Annotated in this window: 27 protein-coding genes and 1 pseudogene; 14 read left to right on the forward strand and 14 right to left on the reverse strand. The window is 62.5% G+C overall.

All coding sequences use genetic code 11. The features are described 5' to 3' along the window. On the reverse strand, positions 1-336 hold a 336-nt coding region (locus IVA74_RS31850), incomplete at its 3' end, for a Ku protein (RefSeq protein ID WP_346730991.1). A 170-nt stretch (positions 337-506) separates the two neighbouring features. Between IVA74_RS31850 and IVA74_RS31855 the strand changes: the two genes are divergently transcribed. The 4 genes from IVA74_RS31855 (at position 507) to IVA74_RS31870 (ending at position 1,463) form a co-directional block, all read left to right on the forward strand. Continuing rightward, positions 507-719: a hypothetical protein gene (locus tag IVA74_RS31855; RefSeq protein WP_247350898.1), complete on the forward strand. Its 213-nt coding sequence runs from the start codon at positions 507-509 to the stop codon at positions 717-719. Positions 720-724: 5 nt separating this feature from the next. Beyond that, on the forward strand, positions 725-973 hold the full coding sequence (locus IVA74_RS31860; RefSeq protein WP_247350899.1) for a hypothetical protein: 249 nt from the start codon (positions 725-727) through the stop codon (positions 971-973). A gap of 32 nt (positions 974-1,005) precedes the next feature. Next, entirely contained in the window at positions 1,006-1,164 is a 159-nt protein-coding gene (locus IVA74_RS31865) for a hypothetical protein (protein ID WP_247350901.1), read from the forward strand. Between the two features lie 89 nt (positions 1,165-1,253). Beyond that, a complete protein-coding gene (locus IVA74_RS31870; RefSeq protein ID WP_247350903.1) occupies positions 1,254-1,463 on the forward strand; it encodes a hypothetical protein in 210 nt (69 codons plus the stop codon). A gap of 33 nt (positions 1,464-1,496) precedes the next feature. Here the strand turns inward: IVA74_RS31870 and IVA74_RS31875 are convergent, their stop codons facing one another. The 9 genes and pseudogenes from IVA74_RS31875 to IVA74_RS31915 form a co-directional block, all read right to left on the reverse strand. After that, the gene (locus IVA74_RS31875) at positions 1,497-2,039 is read right to left on the reverse strand and encodes a DUF4863 family protein (RefSeq protein WP_247350905.1); all 543 of its coding nucleotides are present in this window, start codon (positions 2,037-2,039) and stop codon (positions 1,497-1,499) included. A gap of 25 nt (positions 2,040-2,064) precedes the next feature. Continuing rightward, positions 2,065-2,811 (reverse strand): nitroreductase, encoded by a 747-nt coding sequence (locus IVA74_RS31880; protein ID WP_247350907.1) that lies wholly within the window; start codon positions 2,809-2,811, stop codon positions 2,065-2,067. 29 nt (positions 2,812-2,840) lie between these two features. Then, complete coding sequence (locus IVA74_RS31885; RefSeq protein WP_247350909.1) at positions 2,841-3,482, reverse strand: HD domain-containing protein; 642 nt, start codon at positions 3,480-3,482, stop codon at positions 2,841-2,843. A gap of 177 nt (positions 3,483-3,659) precedes the next feature. After that, the gene (locus tag IVA74_RS31890) at positions 3,660-4,634 is read right to left on the reverse strand and encodes a GlxA family transcriptional regulator (RefSeq protein ID WP_247350910.1); all 975 of its coding nucleotides are present in this window, start codon (positions 4,632-4,634) and stop codon (positions 3,660-3,662) included. Between the two features lie 94 nt (positions 4,635-4,728). Then, a complete protein-coding gene (locus IVA74_RS31895) occupies positions 4,729-5,139 on the reverse strand; it encodes a cupin domain-containing protein (protein ID WP_247351016.1) in 411 nt (136 codons plus the stop codon). Between the two features lie 104 nt (positions 5,140-5,243). After that, positions 5,244-5,888 carry an HD domain-containing protein gene (locus IVA74_RS31900; protein WP_247350913.1) on the reverse strand — a complete coding sequence of 215 codons (645 nt, stop codon included), beginning with the start codon at positions 5,886-5,888 and terminating at the stop codon, positions 5,244-5,246. Between the two features lie 77 nt (positions 5,889-5,965). Further along, positions 5,966-6,955, reverse strand: a complete 990-nt coding sequence (locus IVA74_RS31905) for an NADP-dependent oxidoreductase (protein WP_247350914.1) — start codon at positions 6,953-6,955, stop codon at positions 5,966-5,968. Positions 6,956-7,217: 262 nt separating this feature from the next. Then, entirely contained in the window at positions 7,218-8,252 is a 1,035-nt protein-coding gene (locus tag IVA74_RS31910; RefSeq protein WP_247350915.1) for a hypothetical protein, read from the reverse strand. Positions 8,253-8,454: 202 nt separating this feature from the next. Further along, positions 8,455-8,722: pseudogene (locus IVA74_RS31915) on the reverse strand (helix-turn-helix domain-containing protein); the annotation flags it as partial. 383 nt (positions 8,723-9,105) lie between these two features. Here IVA74_RS31915 and IVA74_RS31920 point away from each other — a divergent pair. The 4 genes from IVA74_RS31920 (at position 9,106) to IVA74_RS31935 (ending at position 12,335) form a co-directional block, all read left to right on the forward strand. Continuing rightward, the gene (locus IVA74_RS31920; RefSeq protein WP_247350916.1) at positions 9,106-9,297 is read left to right on the forward strand and encodes a hypothetical protein; all 192 of its coding nucleotides are present in this window, start codon (positions 9,106-9,108) and stop codon (positions 9,295-9,297) included. Positions 9,298-9,369: 72 nt separating this feature from the next. After that, positions 9,370-10,458 (forward strand): AI-2E family transporter, encoded by a 1,089-nt coding sequence (locus tag IVA74_RS31925; RefSeq protein WP_247350917.1) that lies wholly within the window; start codon positions 9,370-9,372, stop codon positions 10,456-10,458. A 200-nt stretch (positions 10,459-10,658) separates the two neighbouring features. Continuing rightward, complete coding sequence (locus tag IVA74_RS31930; RefSeq protein WP_247350918.1) at positions 10,659-11,852, forward strand: acetate kinase; 1,194 nt, start codon at positions 10,659-10,661, stop codon at positions 11,850-11,852. Between the two features lie 33 nt (positions 11,853-11,885). Continuing rightward, on the forward strand, positions 11,886-12,335 hold the full coding sequence (locus IVA74_RS31935; protein ID WP_247350919.1) for a potassium channel family protein: 450 nt from the start codon (positions 11,886-11,888) through the stop codon (positions 12,333-12,335). Positions 12,336-12,448: 113 nt separating this feature from the next. Here IVA74_RS31935 and IVA74_RS31940 read toward each other — a convergent pair whose 3' ends face one another. Then, a complete protein-coding gene (locus IVA74_RS31940; RefSeq protein WP_247350921.1) occupies positions 12,449-13,132 on the reverse strand; it encodes a helix-turn-helix domain-containing protein in 684 nt (227 codons plus the stop codon). Positions 13,133-13,442: 310 nt separating this feature from the next. Here IVA74_RS31940 and IVA74_RS31945 point away from each other — a divergent pair, with 310 nt between their 5' ends. Continuing rightward, positions 13,443-14,066 carry a response regulator gene (locus IVA74_RS31945; RefSeq protein ID WP_247350922.1) on the forward strand — a complete coding sequence of 208 codons (624 nt, stop codon included), beginning with the start codon at positions 13,443-13,445 and terminating at the stop codon, positions 14,064-14,066. A 187-nt stretch (positions 14,067-14,253) separates the two neighbouring features. Beyond that, positions 14,254-14,622, forward strand: a complete 369-nt coding sequence (locus IVA74_RS31950; protein WP_247350923.1) for a response regulator — start codon at positions 14,254-14,256, stop codon at positions 14,620-14,622. A 14-nt stretch (positions 14,623-14,636) separates the two neighbouring features. Here the strand turns inward: IVA74_RS31950 and IVA74_RS31955 are convergent, their stop codons facing one another. The 3 genes from IVA74_RS31955 to IVA74_RS31965 are packed head-to-tail and all read right to left on the reverse strand — an operon-like array spanning position 14,637 to position 17,832. Then, positions 14,637-15,221 (reverse strand): invasion associated locus B family protein, encoded by a 585-nt coding sequence (locus tag IVA74_RS31955; RefSeq protein ID WP_247350924.1) that lies wholly within the window; start codon positions 15,219-15,221, stop codon positions 14,637-14,639. Between the two features lie 22 nt (positions 15,222-15,243). Further along, the gene (locus IVA74_RS31960) at positions 15,244-16,131 is read right to left on the reverse strand and encodes a dienelactone hydrolase family protein (RefSeq protein WP_247350926.1); all 888 of its coding nucleotides are present in this window, start codon (positions 16,129-16,131) and stop codon (positions 15,244-15,246) included. 12 nt (positions 16,132-16,143) lie between these two features. After that, positions 16,144-17,832, reverse strand: a complete 1,689-nt coding sequence (locus IVA74_RS31965) for a transporter (RefSeq protein ID WP_247350928.1) — start codon at positions 17,830-17,832, stop codon at positions 16,144-16,146. A gap of 134 nt (positions 17,833-17,966) precedes the next feature. Here IVA74_RS31965 and IVA74_RS31970 point away from each other — a divergent pair, with 134 nt between their 5' ends. The 4 genes from IVA74_RS31970 (at position 17,967) to IVA74_RS31985 (ending at position 24,943) form a co-directional block, all read left to right on the forward strand. Then, entirely contained in the window at positions 17,967-18,647 is a 681-nt protein-coding gene (locus IVA74_RS31970; RefSeq protein ID WP_247350930.1) for a YoaK family protein, read from the forward strand. Then, positions 18,644-20,344, forward strand: coding sequence for a SulP family inorganic anion transporter (locus tag IVA74_RS31975; RefSeq protein ID WP_247350931.1), 1,701 nt, complete (start codon positions 18,644-18,646; stop codon positions 20,342-20,344). Before IVA74_RS31970 ends, IVA74_RS31975 begins: the two co-directional genes overlap by 4 nt. Positions 20,345-20,477: 133 nt before the next feature. After that, on the forward strand, positions 20,478-23,231 hold the full coding sequence (locus IVA74_RS31980) for a decarboxylase (RefSeq protein WP_247350933.1): 2,754 nt from the start codon (positions 20,478-20,480) through the stop codon (positions 23,229-23,231). An 11-nt stretch (positions 23,232-23,242) separates the two neighbouring features. Further along, positions 23,243-24,943 carry a transporter gene (locus tag IVA74_RS31985; RefSeq protein ID WP_247350935.1) on the forward strand — a complete coding sequence of 567 codons (1,701 nt, stop codon included), beginning with the start codon at positions 23,243-23,245 and terminating at the stop codon, positions 24,941-24,943. Positions 24,944-24,966: the final 23 nt, after the last annotated feature.

Genomic DNA, 24,966 nt, shown 5'->3' on the forward strand with positions numbered 1-24,966 from the left:
GGGGCGGATCAGGTATCGCGGGTCAATATCGGTCTTGTCGACGAACTCGTCGATCTCGATGGTCCGCGTGGACTCCAGCGCGATCTCTTCGAGCTCTTCTTTGGAAACCTCGATGAACTGGTCCTTCTCGAGCTGGTAGCCCTTGACGATATCCTCGTTCGGGACCTCCTCGCCGGTGTCGGCGTCGACCTTGAGGTACTTGATGCGGTGGCCAGTCTGGCGGTTCAGCTGGTTGAACGAGATCTTCTCGCTCTCCGAGGTCGCCGGGTAGAGCGCCACCGGGCAGGTGACGAGGGACAGACGAAGGAAGCCTTTCCAGTTCGCGCGGGGGGCCATGGGTACGCAACGCTCCAGGATACGGGGACCGGACTCAAGACGAACGGGGCGGCGCGGTTCCGACACCGCCACGGGCCGTCCACGGAATTCAAGCCTGCCCCCCGCAGCGGGCGCCAGCGAAACAGAGCGCCGACGCTTGACTCAAGCGAACAAAATGAGAACATCATTCGATGACCCCCAAGCCAACCAGATCGGCCGCCTTCGACCTGGAGGCCGCCGCCGACCAGGCCATCGCGGCCTGCGGCGGAGACGCCCGGGAGGCGCTCAGGGCACTGCTCGTCGCCATCGACTTTCTCGAGGCCGAGGCCGACGAACTCCGGACGAAGGTGTCGAGAGGCTACGCCCGGGGATGGCTCCCAAGGGGGGCGCGAACGCAAGGATGAGGCAGATGTCTGAAGTGACCTACTATGTAGCTCTGCCGTTCGTTTTCTCCGACGACCGCATGGCCGCCGGCGAGGCGGCGGAATGCCTGAGCGCCAACGCCGCGGTGATGCGGGCGGAGGCGCTCTCCCGCAAGCCGGGGCATGCCGGCGCCATCGCGTTCTCGCGGACCGGGGATCCCTCGAGCGGCGACTTCAGCGACGCCAAGCTGATCCGGAAGTTCGGGGACGTTCCGGGCGATCTCAGCACCCTGTGAAACTCCACTGGGTCCGGAACGAGATCGCCCGGATGCGCGGGCAGATTCGCGCCCAAGAGCGCGAAATCCGGATGCTTCAGCGGGCCGGCCTCGCGACCGCCTCGGCCGAGCTGCTGCTCTCGAGGATGCGCGCGAAAATCGACGATCTCTGCCTGGAGCGGGACGCACTCCGGAGAGCGTCGACCGCCTGACCACCACAGCACGGGCGCGTCCGGTGCCTTGACTCCTCGGCCTCTCACGTACTCAATTCCTGCAATCGGTGATGTTTCGGGGTTGCGTCATGGAGCAGGAATTCTATCGGGGTCTCGCCGACCGGGTCCGGACCATCGCCGAGAAGGCCGACCCTTTCACCAGACGACGCCTGCTGGATCTGGCCAAACGGTACGACACCAAAGGAGGCTCGCGCCCCGCGCACTCGGTCGAGCGCCCGCTTCCGCTGCCGCGCACGACACCGCCGGCGACGATCTTCTCCGGACCTGGCGAGGCCTGACGGCGCAACAGCCTTCGTTTGCGCTGTTTGCACCTAGCCGGCGGGAGCCTTGAAATCGTACGAGATGCGTCCAGCCGGGAGATAGAACAGCGCGATCACCGCACCGCCCCTGACCTCCGGAAAGTGCCTGCTGCCCGGTTCGGGCGCCGTCCAGCCGGGTCCCTGCCAGCCCTGCAAACCCTTCAACTCCGCGCCCGCGTCCAAGGGCACCACGAGGTTGATCTCGCCATAGGGATGACCGTGATACTGCCCGCGCAGCACGTCGTGGTCGTCCTCGTCCTTGAACCGGCGTGGAGCAGCGCTGTTCATGTAGACCGCCGTGAGGCTGAACTGGAAGGTTTCGGCAGTCGGCTCGACGATGCGGCTGCGCCGGTAGTTCAGGCCGTCCACCTCCTGGTTCGCCGCCCAGCCCTCCTCGACCCCGATCTTGATCAGACGAGACAGATCCCGATAGAGCGCGCTGCTTTCGCCGTACGCCTCGTTGAGCCAGCGCTCCATATCGGCTCCGGGCGTCATGTCCTTCACTTCGCGGAGAAAAGAAATGCTGCGCTGGATCAGTTCTTCTCGACTCGCCATGACGATCTCCTCTGTTGATTGTCTCTTACGCGTCCAATCCCAAGAACGTCGCGAACTCATCTACATGCGCCCGCGGCATCAATCGCTGCCCCTCGACTGCGGGCCTCCCAACCGAGATGCCGCACACCACTATCTGCTCCTCCGGAATCGAGAGCAGGGGGCGCAAGATCCGGTGATATCTCGAGAACGTCTCCTGCGGACACGACTGAAGTCCGCGTCCCGCTGCGGCGAGCATCACGTTCTGGACGAACATGCCGAGATCGAGCCAGCTTCCGACTTCCAGCCGGCGATCGATCGTCACGATCAGTCCCACGGGCGCTCCGAAGAACGTGTAATTCTTCGCGGTTTGCCTGCTTCTTGCCTCGGCATCGGCCTGGCGGATTCCTAGCGACCCGTAGAACAGCCGCCCGAATTCCTGTCGTCGCTTCAGGTACGGATCAGGTAACTCGCTGGCGTAATATTTGTATTCCGAGACGTGCTCGTCCCGGCATGTTTCATGCGCGTTCAGCAGCGCCGCCAAGATATTGGCCTTGGCGGCGCCACTCAGCACGTAGACATGCCAGGGTTGAATGTTCGCACCGCTTGGCGCGAAGCGCGCGACGTGGAGGATCTGCTCGATCGTCCGTCGCGGGACCGGAGCATCGCAAAAGTCACGGCACGCGATCCGGCGGGTCATGATCTCGTCGATCGGGCTCTGCGCAGCGCCGCACTCCTCGCTCGGTCCGATCACGGCTTCTTCAGGTCCGCACATCCTGGCTCGGATGACGCTCATCTGGATTTACTCCGGTCCAGCAACGAAGGTCAGTTCGGCCAGGCCGAACCGAGGATGATCGAACAGAAGTTCTGGCGGACATAGCTCATGTCCTTCAGCGCAAGGACATCAGCCTTCACGTTCCCGAACGTGGTCAGCGGCTTCTTGATGATGCCTTTGGCGAAGTGATCTATGATGTTCTCCTTGAAGTTCGTCTCGCGCGGATGATGGACGCAGACATGGTCACGCTGTTCATGCGTGAAGTCGTGATAGGCGATCCCGAGCACGTCCATCTCGACACCCGCGGTCACCAGCGAGATGGTGGGTCGCATATGTTCGGGAATACCTGGCGTGGTGTGGAGCGCGATCGCGGTCCAGACGTCCTCGATCTCACGCTCGGGCAGGCCGTAGCTTTTCATGAAATCGCGCGCGGCATTGGCACCGTCGACCTCGAAGCGCAGGTTGGGACTGGAATACTTCTCTGTGAGGCCCATGTCGTGGAACATCGCGCCGAGGTAAAGTAGCTCCGGCTCGTACTTAAGGCCGTGGCGCTCAGCGGTGAGCGCACCCCAAAAGAAGACGCGGCGACTGTGGTTGTAGAGTAGGTCGTCTTCGGTATCGCGCACGAGCTGCGTGGCGGCGCGGGCGATGGCACTGTCGGGCAGGCGGATGCCGGCGATGATCTCGGACATGGAGCGCTCTCCTTTTTTGCCTAGCGGGCTGGTTGCTTGTGCCTATTTGCCAACCGGGCACCGCTCCGCACAAGGAAGGGCATCCCGCGGATCAGGACAGCCGCACGTCTTTTCCTGACATGACGCTTTGTAGGGAAAGCAGGATCGCGAGCGTTGCCTTGGCGGGGAGCGCGCGGTCTATTCCGGTGTCGCCCGCCGGAAGCTCGCGCGATATTGGATGGGGCTGACGCCAAGGCGGGCGGTGAACACGATCCTCATCCGATCCGCCGAGCCGAACCCGCAGTCGAATGCAACCGCCTTCAGCGGCCGGTCGCTTCCCTCCAGCATCATGCGCGCCGCATCGATGCGGGCGCGCTCGATGAATTCGTGCGGCGTGATCCCGGTCGCCTGCACGAAATGCCGGGCCAGATTTCGGGCGCTCATCCCGACGACGGCGGCAAGGGACTCCAGCGAGTGGCGATCCCCGACGTTCGCCATCACATGGTCCTGGATACGGGCGATCGGCGATTCCGGATCGGCTGGCGCGGTGAGATAGGGGCTGAACTGAGACTGTCCGCCTTGGCGCTGGGCGACTACGACCAGCCGCTTGGCCACTTTGAGCGCCGTTTCCGCACCGTGGCGCTGCCCGACCAGCGCCAAACCGAGATCTATTCCCGCCGTTACACCCGCGGCGGTGATCAGCCGCCCATCGCGGACATAGATCAAATCCGGTTCGACTTTTGCCTTTGGGAACCTGGCCGCCAGCGCCTGCGCATCCTGCCAATGGGTCGTGACACGCCGATCGTCGAGCAGACCGGCATAGCCAAGGACAAAAGCCCCGGTGCAGATCGAACCATAGAGGCTCGACCGCCACGGCAGCTCCTTGACCCACTGAAGCAAGTGCGGGTCGGGCTCCGTTTCAGGTGGGGTGGGTGTGCCGGCCACCAGAACGATGTCGAACCCACCCGTCGCCTCCTCAAGCGTTAGATCGGCAATAAGCCGTATGCCGTTCGAGGCGCGCAGCGGATTGTGGTGAGCAGCAACGAGGACGGATTCATAGCGGTCGGCACTGTCGAGAAAAATGTTCGCTTCGCTGAACACGTCCATCGGCCCTGCCACGTCCAAGGCCTGGACCCCCTCGTAGACGACGATCGCGACGGCTTGTACCGGCACCTTTAATGCCTCTCCAGTCGGGCGCCTTATTATGAATGTGATTCACACAGTGCAAAGGGCGGGCGGTGTCTGGACAGGCGAGCCTGTCGCGCCATTATTTCGGTGCTGCGTCCTTGTCGGGGATCGTCAATGCCCCGTCTTTGGAATCGACCACGAAGACCGCGAGCAAGCTGGCGGGCTCCGTGTCGCTCGCGTTCTCGCTGATCCTGTGATGAGAGCCTTGGGTTTCATAAAAGCCCTCGCCTATGTGATAGACCTGCGCAGGGGCATTGCCGACCTGGCTGCGGATGGCCCCGGACAGCACATAGGCGTAGATAAAGGCCGACTCCGCGTGGCGGTGAGGCAGCGATTTGCTGCCGGGAGGATAACTCACCAGGAGGGCAGCCATTCTCTTTCCTTCGACGTTCGGCAGCGCGTGCTCGAAGACAAGCTTGACTTGCTCCCGATCCTGAGCGATGGCGGGCGAAGCTCCCGCAATGGCCGCTGCTACGATCGCCAAGAACATCGTGCGTGGCAATTCTATTCCCGGTCTGGGCGTGATCGCTGAACGGCGTAACAGCGCGGCTATTCGATTGGTGAATGCACTGATCGACATCATGACCTCCTCTTCTAGTGAGACCAGGGCGAACCCGCGATCAAGTCGCAGGCGTTGGGGCTCTCGAACCCCGGCATGAAGCGTTCGCAGACCGCGGCGTTGACGGTGCCGTACGTGGTCGCCGGCTTGTGCGCAAAACCGGCGAAATACTCCTGAACGAAGCCTTCCTTGAAATTCGTGCGGGGATATTTGGCGACGATCTCCTCGCGAAGCTCCGCGGGAAACTGGTCGAAGCCTACCCCGACGACATCGAGCAGAACACCTGAATTGAGGAGCGCGACCTCCGGACCCATGTACTTCGGGATGCCGGGAGTGGTGTGCAGCGCGATCGCTTCCCAGACCGTCTGCACCTGGTCTTCGGCGATGTTGTGCGCGCTCAGAAACTGCCGGGCGGCATTTGCACCATCGACCTCAAAGCGTTCGTCTGCGCTCGCGAATTTCTTGATCAGGCCGAGATCGTGGAACGCGGCGGCCACGTAGAGAAGCTCAGAGTCGAAGCGCAGCTTTTTCTGACGACCCTGCTCCGCCGCAAACAGGTACACGCGGATCGAGTGATTGAAGAGCAGATCGGTGGAATGCTCGCGCAGGACGTCTGTCGCCTCTTTCGCCAGCAAGGAATCGGGAATGACGAGGGCCGGGGCGGGAGTTCGGGGTGTCATTTTTTGTCCTTTCAACAAAAATCGATGGGCTTGGCTGGCGCTCCGGACGCGTGAGCGCAAGAGAGGCGCGAGATCGGTCAGTCCGCTCCAACCGCGAGCACGATCTTGCCTTTTGGCCGGGGCCGCGCGTCCTCCAGCATGAAGTGAGCCTCGCGCGCATCCGCGAGGGGCAAGACCACGCCGACGTTCGTTCGCAGTTCTCCACCATCGAGGAGGCGAGCGATTTCCGTCAGACACCGGCTCGTGACGTCGACCAAAAAGAAGGTGGCTTCCACACCGTGCTGTTTTGCGAGATCCTGATCCGGGCGGGACACTGCCGAGATCAGCTTGCCGCCTCGACGAAGGACCTGGAACGAGCGGCTTTGCGTCTCGCCGCCGACGAGATCGATGACGGCGTCCGCATCCCGCACTTCCTCCTCGAAGCGCTGGCTCCGATAGTCGATCACCGTGTTTGCGCCAAGGTTGCGCACTAAGGAAGCGTCGGCCGTCGATACCGTTGCGATGGTCTGCACACCCGCGTGACGAGCCAATTGGACCGCGTAGGATCCCACGTTGCCAGCCGCCCCGTGAATGACCACGGTTTGGCCCGCTCTGAGTTGCGCGTGGTCGAACAGCGCCTGCCATGCGGTGACGGCAATGACGGGGGCGGAGGCGGCTTCGGCGTGAGTTAGCGAGTTCGGCTTGCCTGAGACCATCTCCGCGGAAGCCAACGCGTACTCGGCGTAGCTCCCGACAAACCGCGGGTTCGTAACACCGTAGACCTGCTCTCCCGCACGTCCTTGCGAGACACCGGGCCCAACGGCGACGATTTCACCGGAAAGGTCCGAGCCCAGAGTGAGCGGGAGCGGCTGCGGCAAGGCGCTCTTTCCGGCTCTGATCCAGCCGTCCCATGGCCCTACTCCGGCAGCTGCAACTTTGACCAGGACCTCGCCGGGCCCGGGCTCCGGACGGGAGAGGGTCTCGAACTGCATGACCTGCGGCGGCCCGAACTCATGTACGCGCCACGCCATCATCGTCGATCCGGTCCGCGCTTCCGTAACTTGAGTAACCATGCTGCTCGAGGCCATCTCACTCTCCTTGCGCTCAGCTCGTCGCGAGTACCGCCGACACTCTCGGAGCCTTGCTGCGGTTTTCCCGGTTGTCTCCTCGGCCCAGACGGGATTGCCCGTATGTCGCCATGGAGCCCTGCTTTGGACAACGGACAAGATCCTACGGATCAGGACAGCCGAACGTCCTTTTCTGACAAACGGCGGCCGGAGAGTTCGCCGCAAGAGGTTTCGACACGCTGGGCTCCGAGATCGCTGGAGAGGCGGTCCGATGGAGGACCGATCAGGGCACGCCAGGCGAGCAAGAACGGGTGGCAAGATAACTCGGACCTCCGCAGGAGCGCCGCGCCTCCAGAAACTTCACCCCGCAACAGTTTGGAATTGCACGACACTCCCGAAAAGGCCGTGAATTGCCTGTCTTTCGGATACCGGCCTCCCCGGTACCCAAGGCTTCGATCTGGAAGCGAGGGTAGCGTTCGATCTCGTTGTACATCGTCTTGACCCAAGGGTCGCCGTATTCGATCCCGGCGTTGGCATCCTTGGGGCGGTGGCCGGTGATGAATGCTTCGACCTCGCGGTCCATCTTGACGTGCCGCGCCACGCTCTTGAACAGGTGGCGCCAGGCGTGATTGGGTTTGACGCCTTTCGGGATTCCGAGACCATGCACCCACTCGCCGATCCGCTCGGCGACCTTCTTGAACTGCGGATTGCCGGCCTTGCCGCCGCGGCTGCGCTCCGGGTCGTAGAACAGCGGCTTGTTGAGCTTCCTGCGCTCCTCGACGTATTCGAGGAAGCCCGGCTGTTCCAGGATGTGGGAGTGGATGGGAACGGCGCGCCACTGCTCGGTCTTTTCGAGCGACGGCTTGATCACCATGCACCGGATTCCATGGCCATGTTCCGTGATGTCGTAGGGATGGAGGCTGGTTAGCTCGTTCGCGCGGGCGCCGCTGTAGGCGCAGAGCCAGGGAGCCAGCGCTTGGCGGCCTTCATCTCCGCCGAGGTCAGATGGCTCGGCGTCGCGAGCGTGGCCGTCAGGATGATCCGAGCTTCGTTCTCGTTGAAGCCCTTCCTGGGAGGCGTTCTGGGCTCGACCTTGTTCTCCTTCGTCGCGCTCGGATCGTCCTTTCGGACTTTTATTCCTGCGAAAGGATTCACGTTCAGTTTCGTCTGTTCCACGAAATAGCCCGCCGTCGCCTTGATGGCGGCGATCCACACGTCCCTGATCGAACTTCTGCGGGTATGTCTTCCTGAGACTGTTGATCCACCGGTAAGCATCCGTGGTCTTCATCTTCGTCAGGTCGCGGTGTTGATGATTCACTTTATCATCTCGAATCGGCGGAGACGATCATGCGCGGCAGGTTTACGGATCAGGGCGGCCTGTTTTCGTACATCGCGCCGGATAAACGTGTGCCAGCGAACCATCCGCTGCGGAAGGTCCGGGAACTTGTCCGGGATGTTTTGAGTGATTTGAACCGCAGCCTTGGAAAGCTATACGCCAGCGAGGGACGTCCTTCGATCCCGCGCGCGCCCCAGTGCGGCTTCTCGCCCTTGAGCCGGACAATCAGGCTCTCGAGCTGCTCCGGCAGCTGGTTGGCGTAGCGCACCGGCCCGCCGCGAGCGATCGCTCAGGGCCTCAAGACCGTGCTCCTTGTAGCGATCGAACATCTTGTAGCCGGTCTTGCGCGAGACGCCGAAATCCCGGCACACGTCCGTCATGGCCTCCCCGTCCAACAGGCGGGCGACAAAGCGCAGGCGTTCTTCCATGACCGAACTCGCTTTCCACGGCATCCACACCTCCTGCTCGCAAAAAAGCGAAAAGTGTAACCCATGTGTCCGGTACGAAATGTCACCTATGTCTCGGGCCGCTCACCAATAACATACTGAATTTCTATCTTAATTCAGCCCAGATTGTCTTTGCCCTAGCAGGAAAAGCGGCGGGCGAGGGTGCTGAGACCTTGCTGGCACCTCGTTAGAAGGTCCGTAAATCCGAATTCAAACAACAGGATGGCTGTGCTCGTTATTCGCCGCGGGACACCGATGGTGCGCGGCACGGACTGGGATGAACGCAAAACGGGACAGCGATCGTGTTACGAATTGCGAACGATCGTTGTGCTCGAGATGCGCGCGTTCAAGCTCTTAGGCCTTTTCTCAGGACCCGGGGAGGGACGCTCATGGAAGAGATGCCGCTGAAGACCCTCGAAGAACTCGAGGCAGAATGCCTCCGGGCAAAGGTTGGTAAACGCTGCCTAGATGCGCAGTCGGCCCAAATCACTATTCGTCGGTTTTTTGGCTTAGGCATCCGCCGTCGGCGCTGCGAGCGCTTCATCATTCCATCCCGGGAGGATCGGCCCTGGCAAGCTTGATCTGAATCAAACTACCGCTCGATTAGGGCCGCATGACTCCTCGAGAGCGTCTCCTCCAGATCGGAGCGGTCCTTGAAGACACTTCGCCAGCTCCTCCCCGCCGAAGACATCATTCAGCTCGTGATCCGGCTCGGATTGTTGGCGCTGCTGATGTTCTGGTCGTTCCTGATCATCCGGCCGTTCGTGCCGATCCTGACCTGGAGCGGCGTACTTGCGGTGGCGTTCTACCCGGCCTTCAGCTGGCTCGCCAAGCGCCTCGGCGGCCGTCCTCGCTTGGCCGCAGCCCTCCTGACCCTGGTCACGCTGGGCATCATCATTGGTCCTGCGGCTTGGCTGGGCTTGAGCGCAGTCGAAGCGATCAGGGATCTCGCGGGCCAGATCGGCACCGGCGAGATCGTGCTTCAGTCCGCTCCCGAGCAGATCAAGAGCTGGCCGGTGATCGGCCCGCAGCTCTACGACCTCTGGAACCTGGCGTACACGAACATTCGCGCCATGCTGCGCGAGGTGGCGCCGTATCTCAAGCCGATTGCTGGGATGATGCTCTCATTCGCGGGCGATGCCGGCCTCGGCACGCTGCAGTTTCTTGTGTCGGTGTTCGTCACCGGCTTTCTTCTCCCATGGGGGCCGCAGCTCGTCGCCGCGGTTCGCGGCTTCCTGTTCCGCATCGTGCCGGAGCAGAGCGAGCACTTTCTGGAGCTCGCCGGCGCCACCATCCGAGCTGTGGCGCAGGGCGTAATCGGCGTCGCGATCGTGCAGTCGTTGCTGGCCGGCATCGGCTTCAAATTCGCAGGCATCCCGAGTGCCGGGTTGCTTGCCGTCATCGTCCTGTTGCTGTCGATCGTGCAGATCGGGGGGTTCCTCGTCCTCTTTCCGGTGGTCATCTGGATCTGGATGGACAAGGACGTCACCATGGCGCTGCTACTCACCGCGTTCTTCGTCGCCGTCGGCCTGCTCGACAACATCCTGAAGCCACTCGTCATGGGGCGCGGCCTGACCACGCCGACCCTCGTGATCCTGATCGGCGTGATCGGCGGAACGCTCGCGCATGGGATTATCGGTCTCTTCATCGGTCCAATCATCCTGTCGGTCGCCTGGGAGCTGGCGGCGGCCTGGGTCCGGAGCGATCGCGTCGCGGCTCAAGAGAAGACCGGCAAGCACTGAATGCCTGCGCGGCACGGCATCTGACCTACCTTTGACATAAGTCAATCGCTGGGTTTCCGGCACGCCTTGAGTACGTGAAGGTGAGGCATGACTTCGGGCACGTGGATGTCGATGGCTAATCAGACGTCGCAGGATGACTGCGCACTCGGGCAGGTGTCCGCGGTTCGCGGCCGGGTCCCGATGGCTGGTGACTGACAGCCATGGACACGATCCTTGCTATTGATGCTAACGCAGCGGGCGTGAGCTTCCAGCTCTTCTCCGTGCAAGGCGACGGGCGGCTGGAAGGGCAAATCAACGGAAGGCTCGAGGGGGTAGGCGGCTGCCCGCGCCTGAAGGCGCGCCGGATGAACGGAGATTCGTTGGCGCATCGCGCTTACCGCAACGAGGATGTAGGTGACGTCGCCGCGGCATTCGCGGCTATCGACGCATGGCTGCGCGATGAGTTGAGGGTCGGCCCGTTGGCCGTGGGCCATCGCATCGTTCAGGGCGGGCCCGAGCACGCTCGACCGATCTTGATCGATGACGCCGTGATGGTCCGGCTAGAACAGCTGGTAGCCTCGGCGCCGCTGCATCAGCTGCATAATCTCGCGCCGATCCGTGCGATCCGGGCCGATCATCCAGCGCTACCGCAGGTCGCCTGCTTCGACACTGCATTTCACCTCAGCCGCGCGGCTGCGAGTGACGGCAGCGTCAGCCCGTATCAGCATCACGCAGGCACCGTAAGACCTTCCGGATTGCACGGTCTATCCTACGAGTCAGTTGCGCGAACCCTGTCGCTCGTGGCGCCCGGCATCGCAAAACGCCGCGTGATCGTTGCGCGCCTCGGCGACAGCAGCTCGATGTGCGCGCTCCGGGACGGGCGCAGTGTCGAGTGCATCCCCGCACGCTATGCCTTTGGTCCGCTGCCGGCCGATGATTTCGCCAGCGAGATCGACCCCGATATCGCCCAGTTGCTCAGGTCGGAGAATGGCATGCCGACCGAGGCGCTACAGGACGCTTCCCGGCGCAGCTACGGGCTCAGCGGCCCCGCTGGTGCAGGGGAGGTCGCATTTGAGCTGGAGGGGGCCCGCTCTCCTCAAGTCAGACATGCCGTCGAGCGTCTGGGCTACCGGGCCGGCCTCGATGCCGGTCTCCTTGCGGCCGCGCTGGAGGGTCTCGACGCATTCGTCTTCACCGGCGAGATCGGTGAACGCTCGGCCGCCATCCGCGCGTCCATCGCCGAGAGGCTGAGCTGGCTCGGTGCGACACTGGATGCCCCTGCCAACGCGCAGCACGCACGGCTGATCTCGCGCCATGATGGTCGCATTCCGATCTATGTGCTCCCGTCGGATGACGAATTGACGATCGCGCGGCATACGTTGGCGATTTTGTTGAATGGGCCGTCGCCACACTGAGCAGGCGCCCGCCGAAAAACTGGTTGGTTCCTTATGCTGCTTCAGCTTCTCGTCGGCGCACTGGTCGGAATGACCAATATCGGAATTCATGCGCTGGTGACCGTCGTCGCCGTCTCGATTGCTCGCAGGGCCGGCCTTCGGACAACCGTGAGACCAAGATTGCACTTGATGGGCGTAATGATTGCGACGGCCGCGGTGTTGACGGTCGCCCACACGCTGGAAATCCTGGTGTGGGCCTGGACGTATGGCATCGTCCAGGCCGCGGCGCCCGGCAGCGATCTGCTCTATTTTGCTTTCGTCAACTACACCACACTCGGCTACGGCGACATCACGCCGGTGCGTGAATGGCGGCTCATCGGCCCGCTGACCGCCATGAACGGCGTGCTGTTGTTCGGCTGGTCGGCCGCCATCCTGTTCGAAGTCTTGCGCAAGACACTCGAGCATCTCGGCGTGACAGAAGCGCCGGGCTTCAAGCGGTCCTGACCGCAACCGCGACGATCTGCCACGCCGCTCAAAATGGAGCGCGATGGCTGCGCCTGTCTGAGGAAGAGGGCGCCAGCGTGGTGACCAAACTGTCAGCGTTCCTGCTCTTTGCCCTAGGACTGCAGATCGAGGTCTGCGAGCTGATGGCGGTCCAAGAGCACGATCTGGCGCTGGGTATTGCCGACGAAGCCGAGAACGCCGAGTTCATGCAGCCGCGACAGGGCGCGGGATACTGTTTCCAGTGTCAGGCCTAGATAGTCGGCGATATCGCGCCGCGACATCGGCAACGCCATGATGCCGGATGCCGTCAAGCGCTTGTCCATTTCGAGCAGGAACGCCGCCACCCGTTCCAGCGAGGTCTTGCGTCCCAGCAGGAGCATGTGATCCTCCGCGTGCTGGAGGTTGATCGTGGTCATGCTGAGCAGGTTTTTGGCGACCATTGCATCGCTTTCGGCAACCATTTCGAGGCTTTGCCGCTTGACCAGCCGCACCGTGGTATCGACTATCGCTTCCGTCGTGAAGCGGTGCTCGATGCCGTTTCCCAGACCGAAGATGTCGCCGGCGAGGTGAAAGGCCCCGATCTGCCTGCGGCCGTCCGTCAGCAGCTTATAGCTTCGCACTGCACCAGATTTGACCTGGTAGACATATTCGGCGGGTTCTCTCTCGCCGTAGATTTCGGTGCCTTTTCTGTAAAAAAAGTCAGTTAAACTGATGAGCGCGTTGGAATGGCTGGTCATTCCGATGTCACGGAGTGAATTGGGACGCAGCGCGGAATCCGTCGTGGTGCGAACGAACATAGGCCAACTCCTTAGCTCATCGCCGGATTGGTCCGTCGGACGACGCAATTTCCTAGTAGGGAATGCGCCGCGCTATTCCGCTCCCGCCCAAGTTGATTTACGATCATGGCGGTATTTCAATCCATTGCCATAAGGTTCATTGTACCAAGGGACATCAGGAGCTTTTCCTGCGCAAAATGAGAAGTCACGACAATTGCCGGAATACATCTGCAGACGCAGCGGATGTTTTCATTTTCGAACTATTTGAAGACAAGATTCGCGAGTGACGAACGTTCATTTGATCTCGGTGGCTTCTCACGAGAGGTGACGCTTGCCAGGTCTCGTTCACGTAGTTGACGATGACGAGTCGTTTCGAACGGCGGTCGCGCGCCGGCTGAAGCTCGCCGGCTATGACGTGGCGACGTATGCCTCGGCGGAGGACTTGCTGCACGCCGGGCCGGACGACGAGCAGGCGGGATGCATTTTGCTCGACGTATGCATACCCGGGCTGAGCGGCCCGGATCTCCAAGGCCGCCTGATCGAGCAAGGCTCGGCGCTGCCGATCATATTCCTGACCGGGCACGCCGACACACCGACCACGGTGCGGGCGATCAAGGCTGGTGCGGAGGATTTTCTGACCAAGCCGATTTGCTCGGAGCAGTTGATCGACGCGATCGAGCGCGCGCTGGCGCGTCAGCACGCCGGCCGCGCGCAACGCGGCAGGCTCAATTCGCTTCGTACGCTCCTTGCTACGCTGACGCACCGCGAGCGGCAGGTGTTTGATCTCATGGTGCGAGGACGGATCAACAAGCAGATTGCCCATGAGCTTGGAACGACCGAGCGCACCGTGAAAGCGCATCGTCACCAGGTCATGGAAAAGATGCAGGTTCGTTCGTTTGCGGAACTCGTTTCGATCGCGGAGCGGCTGGGAATGCTCGATGCGGATGGCGATTGACTAATTTGTCGCTACGGTTCCCGCAATGTGACTGCCCCAAGGGACAATAGAAAAAGTCATCGATGCGGTGCTGTTATTGGCGCGCAGCGGATGTGGCGTTCTGCCTTCAAAGCCGGGAGGCAGAACGCGCGTTAAAAAATGCGGGTGCAAGCTGCCATTTGTGGCGCCCGACGCGAAAGATTGTCACTTGCCGACACGCCGGTCCATTCTCGTCGTCGACGACGACCCGTCCATTCGGACGAGCATATACAGATTGCTGCGTGAGCATGGCTTCATTGCGAGTCAGTTCGCATCCGCGAGCGCCTTGCTCGACTATGGCGGCTTGGATAGGGCGGTCTGCATCGTGCTCGACATCAATCTCGACGGACAGTCCGGCATCGATTTGCGCCGGAAACTCACCGAGAGAGGTGTCACCGCGCCTGTGATCTTTATCACCGGCAATGACAGTGCGGCGAGCCGCGCTGCTGCAATGACTTCGGGCTGTGTCGCCTACTTGACCAAGCCGTTTTCGGCGCAGTCTCTCATCGAGTCAGTGACGCGTGCGTGTGCCGCGTAGCAGTGCAAAGAATTTCATTCGTCGACATATTGCTCGAGCGTCTTGACCGGTGCGCCCTTGTGGACCGACGCGAACTGCGCCAGCGGCACCATGGTCGTCAGCGCCAGCAGGCTGGAATCGACGACCTCGAGCGCCAGCGTCTTGCCCGATTCCATATCCTTGACGATGTCGTGATCCACGACGTCGGCCGCAATGCACGCGTTGGTGACGCACCAGCTATAGGGGACGCGGAAAGGTGCGCCCTGATCGACGGTCAGCTTGGCCGGCTGTTGCAGGTACATGCCGACGGGCACGAACACTTGCAGCCGTTTCGTCGCGGTGCCTTCACGTTCGATCAGGTCCACGCGCACGGCGATCTGACCGGTCGGCAATTTGCCGGTGATTGAGGTCCGGCAGAGCGTCGGTGCACCGCCGGCCTTGAAGCAGAGCTTTTGCCAATCGCCGTAGGTGATGTCCTTGGCCTCGCGCTGTCCACGCGTTGCGACTTCTGCCGGCCTGCCGGCTTGCGCCGCCTTCGATGCTGCGCGGGCGGGGAATGTTGCGGTCGCTGCGATCAAGACGACCAGAACTCCTGCGAAACAATGATGGCGACCAGACATGTTGTGCCTCCAAAGCTGAGCCCTATTTCCGCGCATCGAGGAATTTCGCTACTAGCGGCGACCAGAGCGGGATCGCGTCCGGCGAGCCGATGAAGAAGTGACCCTCGTTGCCGAACGGGGGCATCAGGTGATACTCGGCCTGGCCACCAGCAGCGGTAAACGCTGCATGCATGCGTTTCGACAGATCGGGGCCGAAGAAAGTGTCGTTCTCGATATAGATCCACAGCATCGGGACGCGCGAGGTCCGGCCGAAATCCGCGGTCGCCTCGACCAGCTTGTCGGGGGCGCAATTGTTGTTGGGCTTGCCGCCGACGCGACCGCCGCGGCCCGCGGCAAACGTGATGATGGCTTTCACCTGAGGCGGGTTTGCGCTCGATAGCGCGATCGAGGCCCAGCCCCCCGCGGATTGACCGACCACGATGACATCCTTCGGGATGATGCGCTTCTCGGCTGCCATGTAGTCGATGATCCAGAGATCGACCTGCGCGACCGCCAGGCCCGCATCGTGGAAGTTGGCGTTCGTGCATTTGCCGACCTTTGAGAAAAACGGGCCGTAGAGCGCGCGCTCGGGAATGTCGATCGCGGCTGCGCCATAGCCGCTGCCGACTGGCGCGACCACGAGATAGCCGCGCTTTGCGAACCATTTGGCGGCGTCGCGGAATTCAACCAGCGGAAAGAAGCTGCGATCGGTCGGGTTGAGCGAGACGCCATGGTTCATGATGACAAGCGGGAAGGGGCCGTCGCCGACCGGGCGCACCAGATAGGCGAACATCGGCAGCGGCAGGGGCAGCGCCCAGATCTCCTCCTGGATGCTTACGGCGTCGGTCGTGTCTGCTGAACGTGCCGGCCCGGCGACACCGATGGTGACGAGAATTGCGGCCAGCCATCGAAACAGATCAGCGGATCGCATCGGCATCTCCCGTCAACCAACATACGTGGCGGCCACGATGATCGGGCCGAGCACCGTCAGCACGACGTTACCGACGGCGTAAGGTACGGCGACCCCGAGCACCGGCGTCTGGCTCTCGGCGGCGTCGCAGGCACCGGTCACCGCGGCGTCGACCGTCATGGCACCAGCCAGCGCGCCGCAGGTGATGACCGGGTTCATGCGCAGCACGTAATGGGCAAACAGCGTCGCGACGATCAGCGGCACCAGCGTGATGACGAGACCCATGCCGACCAGCAGCATTCCATGTGCCTGGATCGCGGCCCAGGCTGCGGCGCCGTTGCCGAGCCCGATTGCCGCGATAAATCCGCCGAGACCGAGATCGCTCAGCGTCTGCTGCGCGGCGGGCGGTAGCGCGCCAATGGTCGGCCGGCGCGAGCGGAGCCAGCCGCAGGCCAGGCCCGCGATCAACGCGCCACCGCCGCCGCCGAGCGTCAGCGCGACGCCGCCGACCTTGAAGCTGACAAGGCCGGCGAGCAGGCCGGCCGCGATGCCGGCGGCCAAGAACGCGATATCGGTGCGGTCTCCGGCGCGAAGGATCTGGCCGACATTGGCAGCGGCCCGCTCGATGTGGCGGGTGCTGCCGACCAGGGTCATGACATCGCCGATATAGACCCGCGTATCAGGGCTCAGCGGCACTTCGCGGCCCATCCGCGTCAACGCGCGCAGGAACACGCCACGCGCATCGCCGCCGACGCGTTCGGCCACGTCCTTGATGGAGCGGCCGTGGAGCTGGCGATTGTCGACCAGCAGCTCGATCACGTTGCCGGGAATCGCTTTGAGGATCTCATCGGCGTCGATCTCGGTGCCGATGACTGCCCTGGCGGCAACCATGGCTGCAGTGCGCCCGGCGACGATGACGTTGTCGCCCGCCTCAAGCAAGGTATCCAGATGGGGTTCGACATCGATCCCCTGGCGAACGATGCGCTCGACGACAGCGCGGCTGCCGATGTCCTCCTCGATCGACCTGACGGAGCGGCCCGCCGCGGTTGAGACCAGATAGGCGCGCCCCTGAAATTTCCGGTAGGCGAGGTTCTCGGTCTGTGGCGCGGCATCACCCGAGAGCTCCGCCTCCAGCCTCTTCGCTTCGGCCTTCAGGTCGATCCTCATCAATTTCGGAGCCACGAATGGGACGAACAGCAGGGTCAGGATGTAGCCGAGCACGTAAGTCACGGCGTATCCGGCTGCAATGTTGGCTTCCTGCTGCTTCAAGGCGTCACTCGGCAGGCCCAGTTGCGCCAGCGCGCCCGACGCGGTGCCGATCACGGAGGATTGCGTCAGCGCACCGGCGGCGATGCCGGACGCGGTGCCGGGATCCAGCCTGAAGATGAAGGCAAACGCCAGCACGATGACGAGTCCGGTGCCGCCGAGCACGAGCGCCATGGCGACCTGCGCCAGCGTGCGCATGCTGAGCGAGGCAAAGAACTCCGGTCCGGATCGGTAGCCGATCGTGAACACGAACAGGCTGAATAGGATCACCCGCAGCAGGGACGGAAATGCGAAGGTGCCGAGCTGTCCGATCAGGACGGCGACGATCAGGATGCAGGCAGTGGTTCCGATCGCGAAGCCGCGAATCTTGATCCGACCGAGCAGCGTGCCGATCGCTATGGCCAGCAGCAAGAAGATTTCCGGTGCGGTGGTGATGATCCACCTGACGGTATCCATGGTCGACTTCCCCGCCGCTTTGCGCCGATTTGATTTGCGCCCGGCAGCGATGGCTTGATCCAAATCAAGCCTTGCCGCCGATAAGGCGCCGCCAATGACGGCATGCAGAACTCGCGGCAGCCCTCGTCGTCCTCATGAGCACTCTGGAGGTTGTCACGGAGGCGGTGCGTCCCGATGAAACGGTCGTGATCGCTTTGCTGCTCGCCTTCGCCGGCGGCTATATCGACGCTTATACCTGGATCATCCACGGCGTGATGGCGAATGCCCAGACCGCCAACCTGATCTTTCTCTGGGTCTATGCGACTGCCGGAAATTGGGTCAAGGCACTTCACTTCGTGCCTCCGATCCTCGCCTTTGCGGCCGGCATTGTCGTCGCTGCATGGCTCCGCCGCGCTGCCGGCGATCGGGCCAGTGCGATCAGCACGTTGATCGAGATCCTGCTGCTGATCACGATCGGCATTTTGCACAACCGCTTGCCGGATCTCGCCGGCACGCTCGGCATTTCGCTCGTTGCCGCCATGCAGGCGGCGGTTTTCACCAGGGTCGAGGGTGTTGTCTGCAGCACGGTGATGATCACCGGCAATATGCGCCAAGCTATCGAAAATATCTTTGCAGTCGCATCCGGAGGCGCGCAGGGCGGAACGCTGCGCCTTTCGGGCATCTTTTTCGCTTTATGTGCGGTGTTCGGCTTCGGTGCGGCGGTCGGGGCCTTCGCCACCAAAGGCATTCCCGATCTCGCGCTCGGCATTCCCGTGGTGGCGCTCCTGATCGTCTTGCTGCGTTGCGAGGTGCCGCATCAGGAGGCGGCGCGATGAGTACGCCGTCCGAGTCCAAATGGAAGCGTTTCTTTCCGCCGGCCGGCTGGCTTGCGGCCTATCGGCGTGAATGGCTCCCCTCCGACGCCGTCGCGGGCGTCACGCTCGCCGCCTACGCTATCCCGGTTTCGCTCGCCTATGCGGCGCTGGCCGGTCTGCCACCGCAAATTGGTGTCTATGGCTACATGCTCGGCGGTATCGGCTATGCCTTGCTGGGATCGTCGCGACAGCTTGCGATCGGCCCGACCTCGGCCATCTCCCTGATGATCGCTTCGACCGTCGGGGCGCTCGCCAGCGGTGATGCGGCGCGTTATGCGCAGATCGCAAGTCTCGCGGCCTTCGCCGTAGCGGTGCTGTGCTTCATCGCCTGGCTGTTCAAGCTCAGCGTGCTCGTGCGCCTCGTCAGCGACAGCATCCTGGTCGGGTTCAAGGCAGGAGCGGGACTCACCATCATCATGAGCCAGTTGCCGAGCCTGCTTGGTGTCGCCGGCGGCGGCCACAATTTCTTCGATCGGGCCATCGAGCTGACAGGGCAACTCGGCCAGATCGACCCGTTGGTGCTGGCGATCGGCACGGTCGCATTGCTGTTGCTGCTGGTCGGCGAACGCCTTCTGCCGGGCAAGCCGGTCGGCATTACCGTCGTCGCGCTGGCCATCATGTTGGCAACGCTCCTTGGCTTACCGACCATGGGTGTGCCCGTGACCGGGAAGATACCGCAGGGTTTGCCGGCCCTGGGATGGCCGACATTCGGGCTTTTGCAACTCGACGACCTTTTTCCGCTCGCCGCCGGATGTGTGCTGCTGGCCTACATAGAAGGTGTCTCGGCGGCCCGCGGCTTCGCCGCCAAGCACGGTTATCCCCTCGACGTGCGGCAGGAGTTTCTGGGGCTCGGCACCGCGAACCTTGCCGCCTCATTCGGCCATGGCTATCCCGTCGCGGGCGGCTTGTCGCAATCGGCGGTCAACGACAGCGCCGGCGCGCGGACGCAATTGGCCCTGGTGATCTGTTCGATGACGCTCGGGCTGTGCCTCTTGTACTTCACGGCGCTGCTGACCAACCTTCCCAAGGCGGTGCTGGCAGCCATCGTGTTTGCCGCCGTGTACAGGCTGGTGGATGTCCGGAAGCTGTTGCGGATGTGGCAGGTCAGCCGGATCGATTTCTACGCCGCCGCAATCGCGTTGGTATCGGTGTTGCTGCTCGGCATCCTGCAGGGGGTCCTGCTTGCGTCGATCGCATCAATCGTCCTGCTGCTGGCCCGAGCCTCCCGGCCGAACGTGGCGTTCCTCGGCCGTTTGCCTGGCGGGCGATATTCGGACCGTGCGAGGCACGTCGACGTCGAGCCGCTGGTCGGTGTCATCGCGTTTCGCCCGGAAGCCTCATTGCTCTATATCAACGCCGAGACGATCCTAGATACCGTCCTGATGGCGCTACGCACAGCACCGGATATGCGGCTGGTGGTCTGTGACCTGTCCGCGTCGCCATACATGGATCTCGCCGGCGCGCGGATGCTGCACGACCTCCATGACGAGCTCACCTCCCGGCAGATTGCCTTCTGCATCGTCGGCGCGCACGCACAATTGCGCGACCTCTTGCTTGCCGAAGGGCTGGCGGAGAAGACGGACAGCGGCCATTGGTTGCGGTCGCTCGACAGCGTCTTGGGCGACGATCAGGCCAATACAACGCAACGAACGTCCTGACGATCGCATCGCGAGGCAAAACAGCGCGGCTTCGTCGATCAGAATGAGCCCGACCGTTGACTTGGATCAATAGAGCGACCGGTGCCGCACCCACGATCCGCATCAGGTTCGCCTCAGGGGATCGGAGAGAAACATGTCCAAGGACGCCAAGCCCGCGCAGAAGCGCATCGATCAGTTCCTTTCCGGCCCCGGCGGGCGAGCGGATGATTGGCGTGATCTGGTGGAAGCGGCAAAGGTGTGGGCCCGAGGCGGAGATCGCGCGAAGTACGATGCCGCGCTGGCCGATGTCTCAGTCACGGAAGAGTTTCACGGTTATCCGGGGCTGCAACTGATGGCTGCCCTGCGGGAAACGGCCGCGACTGGCGATGCGGCCACGTCGTTCGCTCTCGCCACGCGGCTGACGCAGGCGCTGATGACGAGGTCTTTCCGCCAGCATGCCGGTGACTGGAGTCTGAATGACGAGGGCAACGGCGGGGCGTCCGACCTGGTGCCGCAGATGTTCGGACAGCACACCGCGCGTCGTCCCTATTTTGAAACCCTGATCGTCACGGGTCTCTCGTCGAGCAACTGGCCGGGGCTCGCCAGCGAATGGCGCAAGCTGCGACGTCCGGTCGATCAGTTCATCTATGAGCCGGTTATTGTCGGCAGCCTCGAGGACGCCTTCTGCGCGGCGATGCTGAACCCCAACCTCGCAGCCGTCGTCATCAACGAAGGCTTTGCGCTGCGCTCAAGGCACGATGCGCCGGTGCTCCGCACGCTGACTGCTTCGGCCGGATTGCATGACGAGTCCGACGCCTCGGCACTCCGGCTTGCCCATATCATCAATCGGGTCCGTCCCGAGCTCGACCTCTATCTCATGTCCAACCGCAATGTCGAGGAGATGGCCGGAAATCCGCAAGCAAACGTCGCCCGTCGCATCTTCTATTCCATCGAGGATCTGCTCGAGCTTCATCTCTCCATCCTCGAAGGGGTGCAGGACCGCTACGACACGCCGTTCTTCGACAATCTCAAGAAATACGCGCAGCGTCCGATCGGGACCTTCCATGCGCTGCCGATCGCCCGCGGCAAATCGGTCTTCAAGTCCGACTGGATCCGCGACATGGGCGAATTCTACGGCCTGAACCTGTTCCTGGCCGAGAGCAGCGCGACCACCGGCGGCCTCGACAGTCTGCTGGAGCCGACCGGCACCATCAAGAAGGCGCAGGACAAGGCGGCGCGCGCGCTTGGTGCGGACCGCGTGTTCTTCGTGACCAACGGCACCTCGACCTCGAACAAGATGGCCGTGCAGGCGCTGCTCGGGCCGGGTGACATCGCGATCGTCGATCGCAACTGCCACAAGTCGCACCATTACGGAATGGTGCTGGCTGGCGCCCAGCCGATCTATGTCGAAGCATTTCCGATGACGGAATATTCGATGTACGGCGCCGTGCCGCTGAAGACAGTCAAGCAGGCGCTCTTGGGCGCCAAGGCTGACGGCCGACTCGACCGCGTAAAGATGCTGGACCTGACGAACTGCACCTTCGACGGCCACATCTACAACACCCGCCGGGTGATGGAGGAATGCCTCGCGATCAAGCCCGACCTGATCTTCCTCTGGGACGAGGCCTGGTTCGGCTTTGCGCGCTTCTCGCCTTATCTGCGAAAGCGCACCGCAATGGGCGCCGCCAACGACATCGAAGCCTGGATACAAGATCCGAAATCGGTCGCGGCCTACGAGAAGCAGCAGACCGAACTCGGCAAAAACCCCTCGGACGAGATGCTGCTTAAGACCCGCCTGATTCCCGATCCGCGGCAGATCCGCTTGCGTGTCTATCAGACCAATTCGACCCACAAGTCGATGTCGGCAATCCGGCAGGGCTCGATGCTCTCGGTCAAGGACGTCGAGTTCCACACGGTCGAGCAGCAGTTCAAGGAAGCTGTCTTCACCCACGCATCCACCAGCCCGAACCAGCAGCTCATCGCGAGCCTCGATGTTTCACGGCGCCAGATGGAGCTCGAGGGATATGGTCTCGTGGCCAATGCGATAGAGATCGCGCTCGCCATCCGCCAAGCCGTCAACAACAATCCGCTGATCTCGAAATATTTCCGTATCCTCGGCGCGGACGCCATGGTGCCAGCGCAGTACCGGCAGAGCGGCTTCACCGACTATCTCGCGGCCGGCACCAATTGGGCCAGCGTTCTAAAGAGCCTGGACGACGACGAGTTCTGTCTCGATCCGACCCGCATGACCCTGGTGTGCGGCACCGCCGGTTACGACGGCACGCAGTTCAAGGGCATTCTCGCCAACGACTACAACATCCAGATCAACAAGACCTCGCGCAACTCGGTGTTGTTCCAGTCCAACATCAACAATACCCGCAGCGATGTTGCACATCTGGTGAGGGTTCTGGCCGAGATTGCGGGCGAGGTCGACCGCGGACTCGTACAGGGCGGCGCCAACGCGAAGAAGACCTTCGAGGCGAGGGTCAAGAGCCTGATGACTGATGTGCCCGACCTGCCGAATTTCTCGCGTTTCCACGACAGTTTCCGCGGCGATGCCGGCACCAAGACCAACGAGGGCGATATCCGCACCGGATTCTACTCTGCGTATGACGCGGCGGGTTGCGAATATATCCGGCTTGGCGACGCGGAGATCGACCGCCGCCTGAAGGCCGGTCCGGATCTCGTCTCCGCCAGTTTCGTGATCCCGTATCCGCCGGGCTTCCCGATCATGGTCCCGGGCCAGGTCATTACCCAGGAAACCATCGACTTCATGCGTAAGCTCGATGTGAAGGAAATCCACGGCTACGACGCCAAGGAGGGCCTGAAGCTGGTGCGCACCGAAGCTCTGGCGAAAATCGGCAGGCCCAAGCCCAGCGCCACACCGAAGCTGAAGGCGGCGTCTTAAGGGGAACGAACATGCAAGCTTTCTTTGAATTTCTGCAGCACAATCCGTTTCTGCTGCTGTTCTTCGTCGTCGGGCTCGCGGTCTGGATTGGACGGGCGAGCATCAAGGGGTACGGCCTCGGCATGGTGGCCGGCGCCATCGTCGTCGGCGCCGCCCTGTCGGTGTGGGCATCCACCTACGGTGTGAAGCTCGAGCTGAACACATTCGCCAAGAGCCTGTTCTACTATCTCTTCATGTACGGCGTCGGGCTGCGCGTGGGACCTTCCTTCATCAACAGCCTCAAGGGCGACGGCCTCAAGTTCTGTGTCCTGGCACTGATATCGAGCGTGCTCGGCCTGGCACTTGTCGTCATCTTCGCGAAGCTCTTCGAGCTTCCAGTCGGCGCGGCCGGCGGCATGCTGGCGGGATCGCAGACGATGTCCGCCGCAATCGGTTCGGCCGAGCAGGCGGTGACCTCGGGTGTCGTCAAGCTTCCCCAAGGCATGAAGCCCGAGGATGCCTCGGGCATGATCGCGCTGTCCTACGGCATCACCTATATCTGGGGTACCGTCGGCATCATCCTGATCTGCAAATATCTGCCCCGCTGGTGGGGTGTCGACGCCAAGGCGGCGGCCAAGCAATTCGAGCAGGAATTTGGCGTCAAGGATCTCGAGGGCGGCGGGCTGACCGGGTATCGCCAATTCGGTCTTCGAGCCTATCGGCTGGAAAATCCAGCGCAGATAGGCATGAGCATTGGCAAATTCCGTACAGTCAACCCGGAGTACCGCATCGTCAACGTGGGGCGCCGCGGCGAACCGCAGGGCGCCGATCCCGACTTCGTTCTGCAAAAGGGTGACGTCATCGCACTCGGGGGCTCGACCGAGCATCTCACCGACAAGATGGGCTTGATCGGGCCCGAGGTCGCGGATGCCAAGGCACTCGGCATTCCCATGGACCAGGCGGACATCCTTGTGACCAACAAGGACATCGTCGGACGGACCTTCGAATCCTTCCGCGAGACGGCGATCGCCGGCCAGTTGCAGGTCACCAAGGTCGAGCGCGGGGGGGTTCAGATCCCGGCCGGTCTCAAGACCAAGATCGAGCGGATGGACATCATCTCGGTGGTCGGCCTCAAGTCTGCCGTCAACGAGCTTGGAGAGATGTGGGGACGCATCGCGCGGACCAACACCTCGACCGATCTCTTGACGCTCGCCGCCGGCATGATCATCGGCTTCCTAATCGGCATGATCGAATTTCCGGCTTTCGGCGCCAAGATCGGCCTCGGCAATGCCGGCGGTCTGTTGCTGTCGGGCGTGATCGTCTCGTCCCTGGTCTCACGGCTACGCTTCTTCGGCAACACGCCGAATGCGGCGCGCAACGTGCTGGAGGACCTCGGCCTCGTCGTCTTCGTTGCGATCGTCGGTGTCAATGCAGGCGCCGGTTTGCTGGCTCAGCTCACGGGCGGGGTTGCCTTGAAGATATTCGTCGCCGGCTTCATTGCCTGCACGATCCCACCCTTCATCGTCTGGGCGATCGGATTCCACGTCTTCAAGATCAACCCGGCCGTGCTGATGGGCGGCGTTGCGGGCGCGCGGTCCCATTCCGGCCCGTGCCGCGAGGCGGCGGTCGAAATCCAGAGCTCAGTGCCCTGGATTGGATTCCCGGTCGGCTACGCCGTGTCGGGCATCCTGCTCACCGTGTTCGGTTACTTCGCAATGATCCTTGCCCAATAGCTTGGCGCCATAACCCGAGGGGA

This window comes from Bradyrhizobium sp. 132 (genome assembly GCF_023074185.1).
Classification (GTDB): Bacteria; Pseudomonadota; Alphaproteobacteria; order Rhizobiales; family Xanthobacteraceae; genus Bradyrhizobium.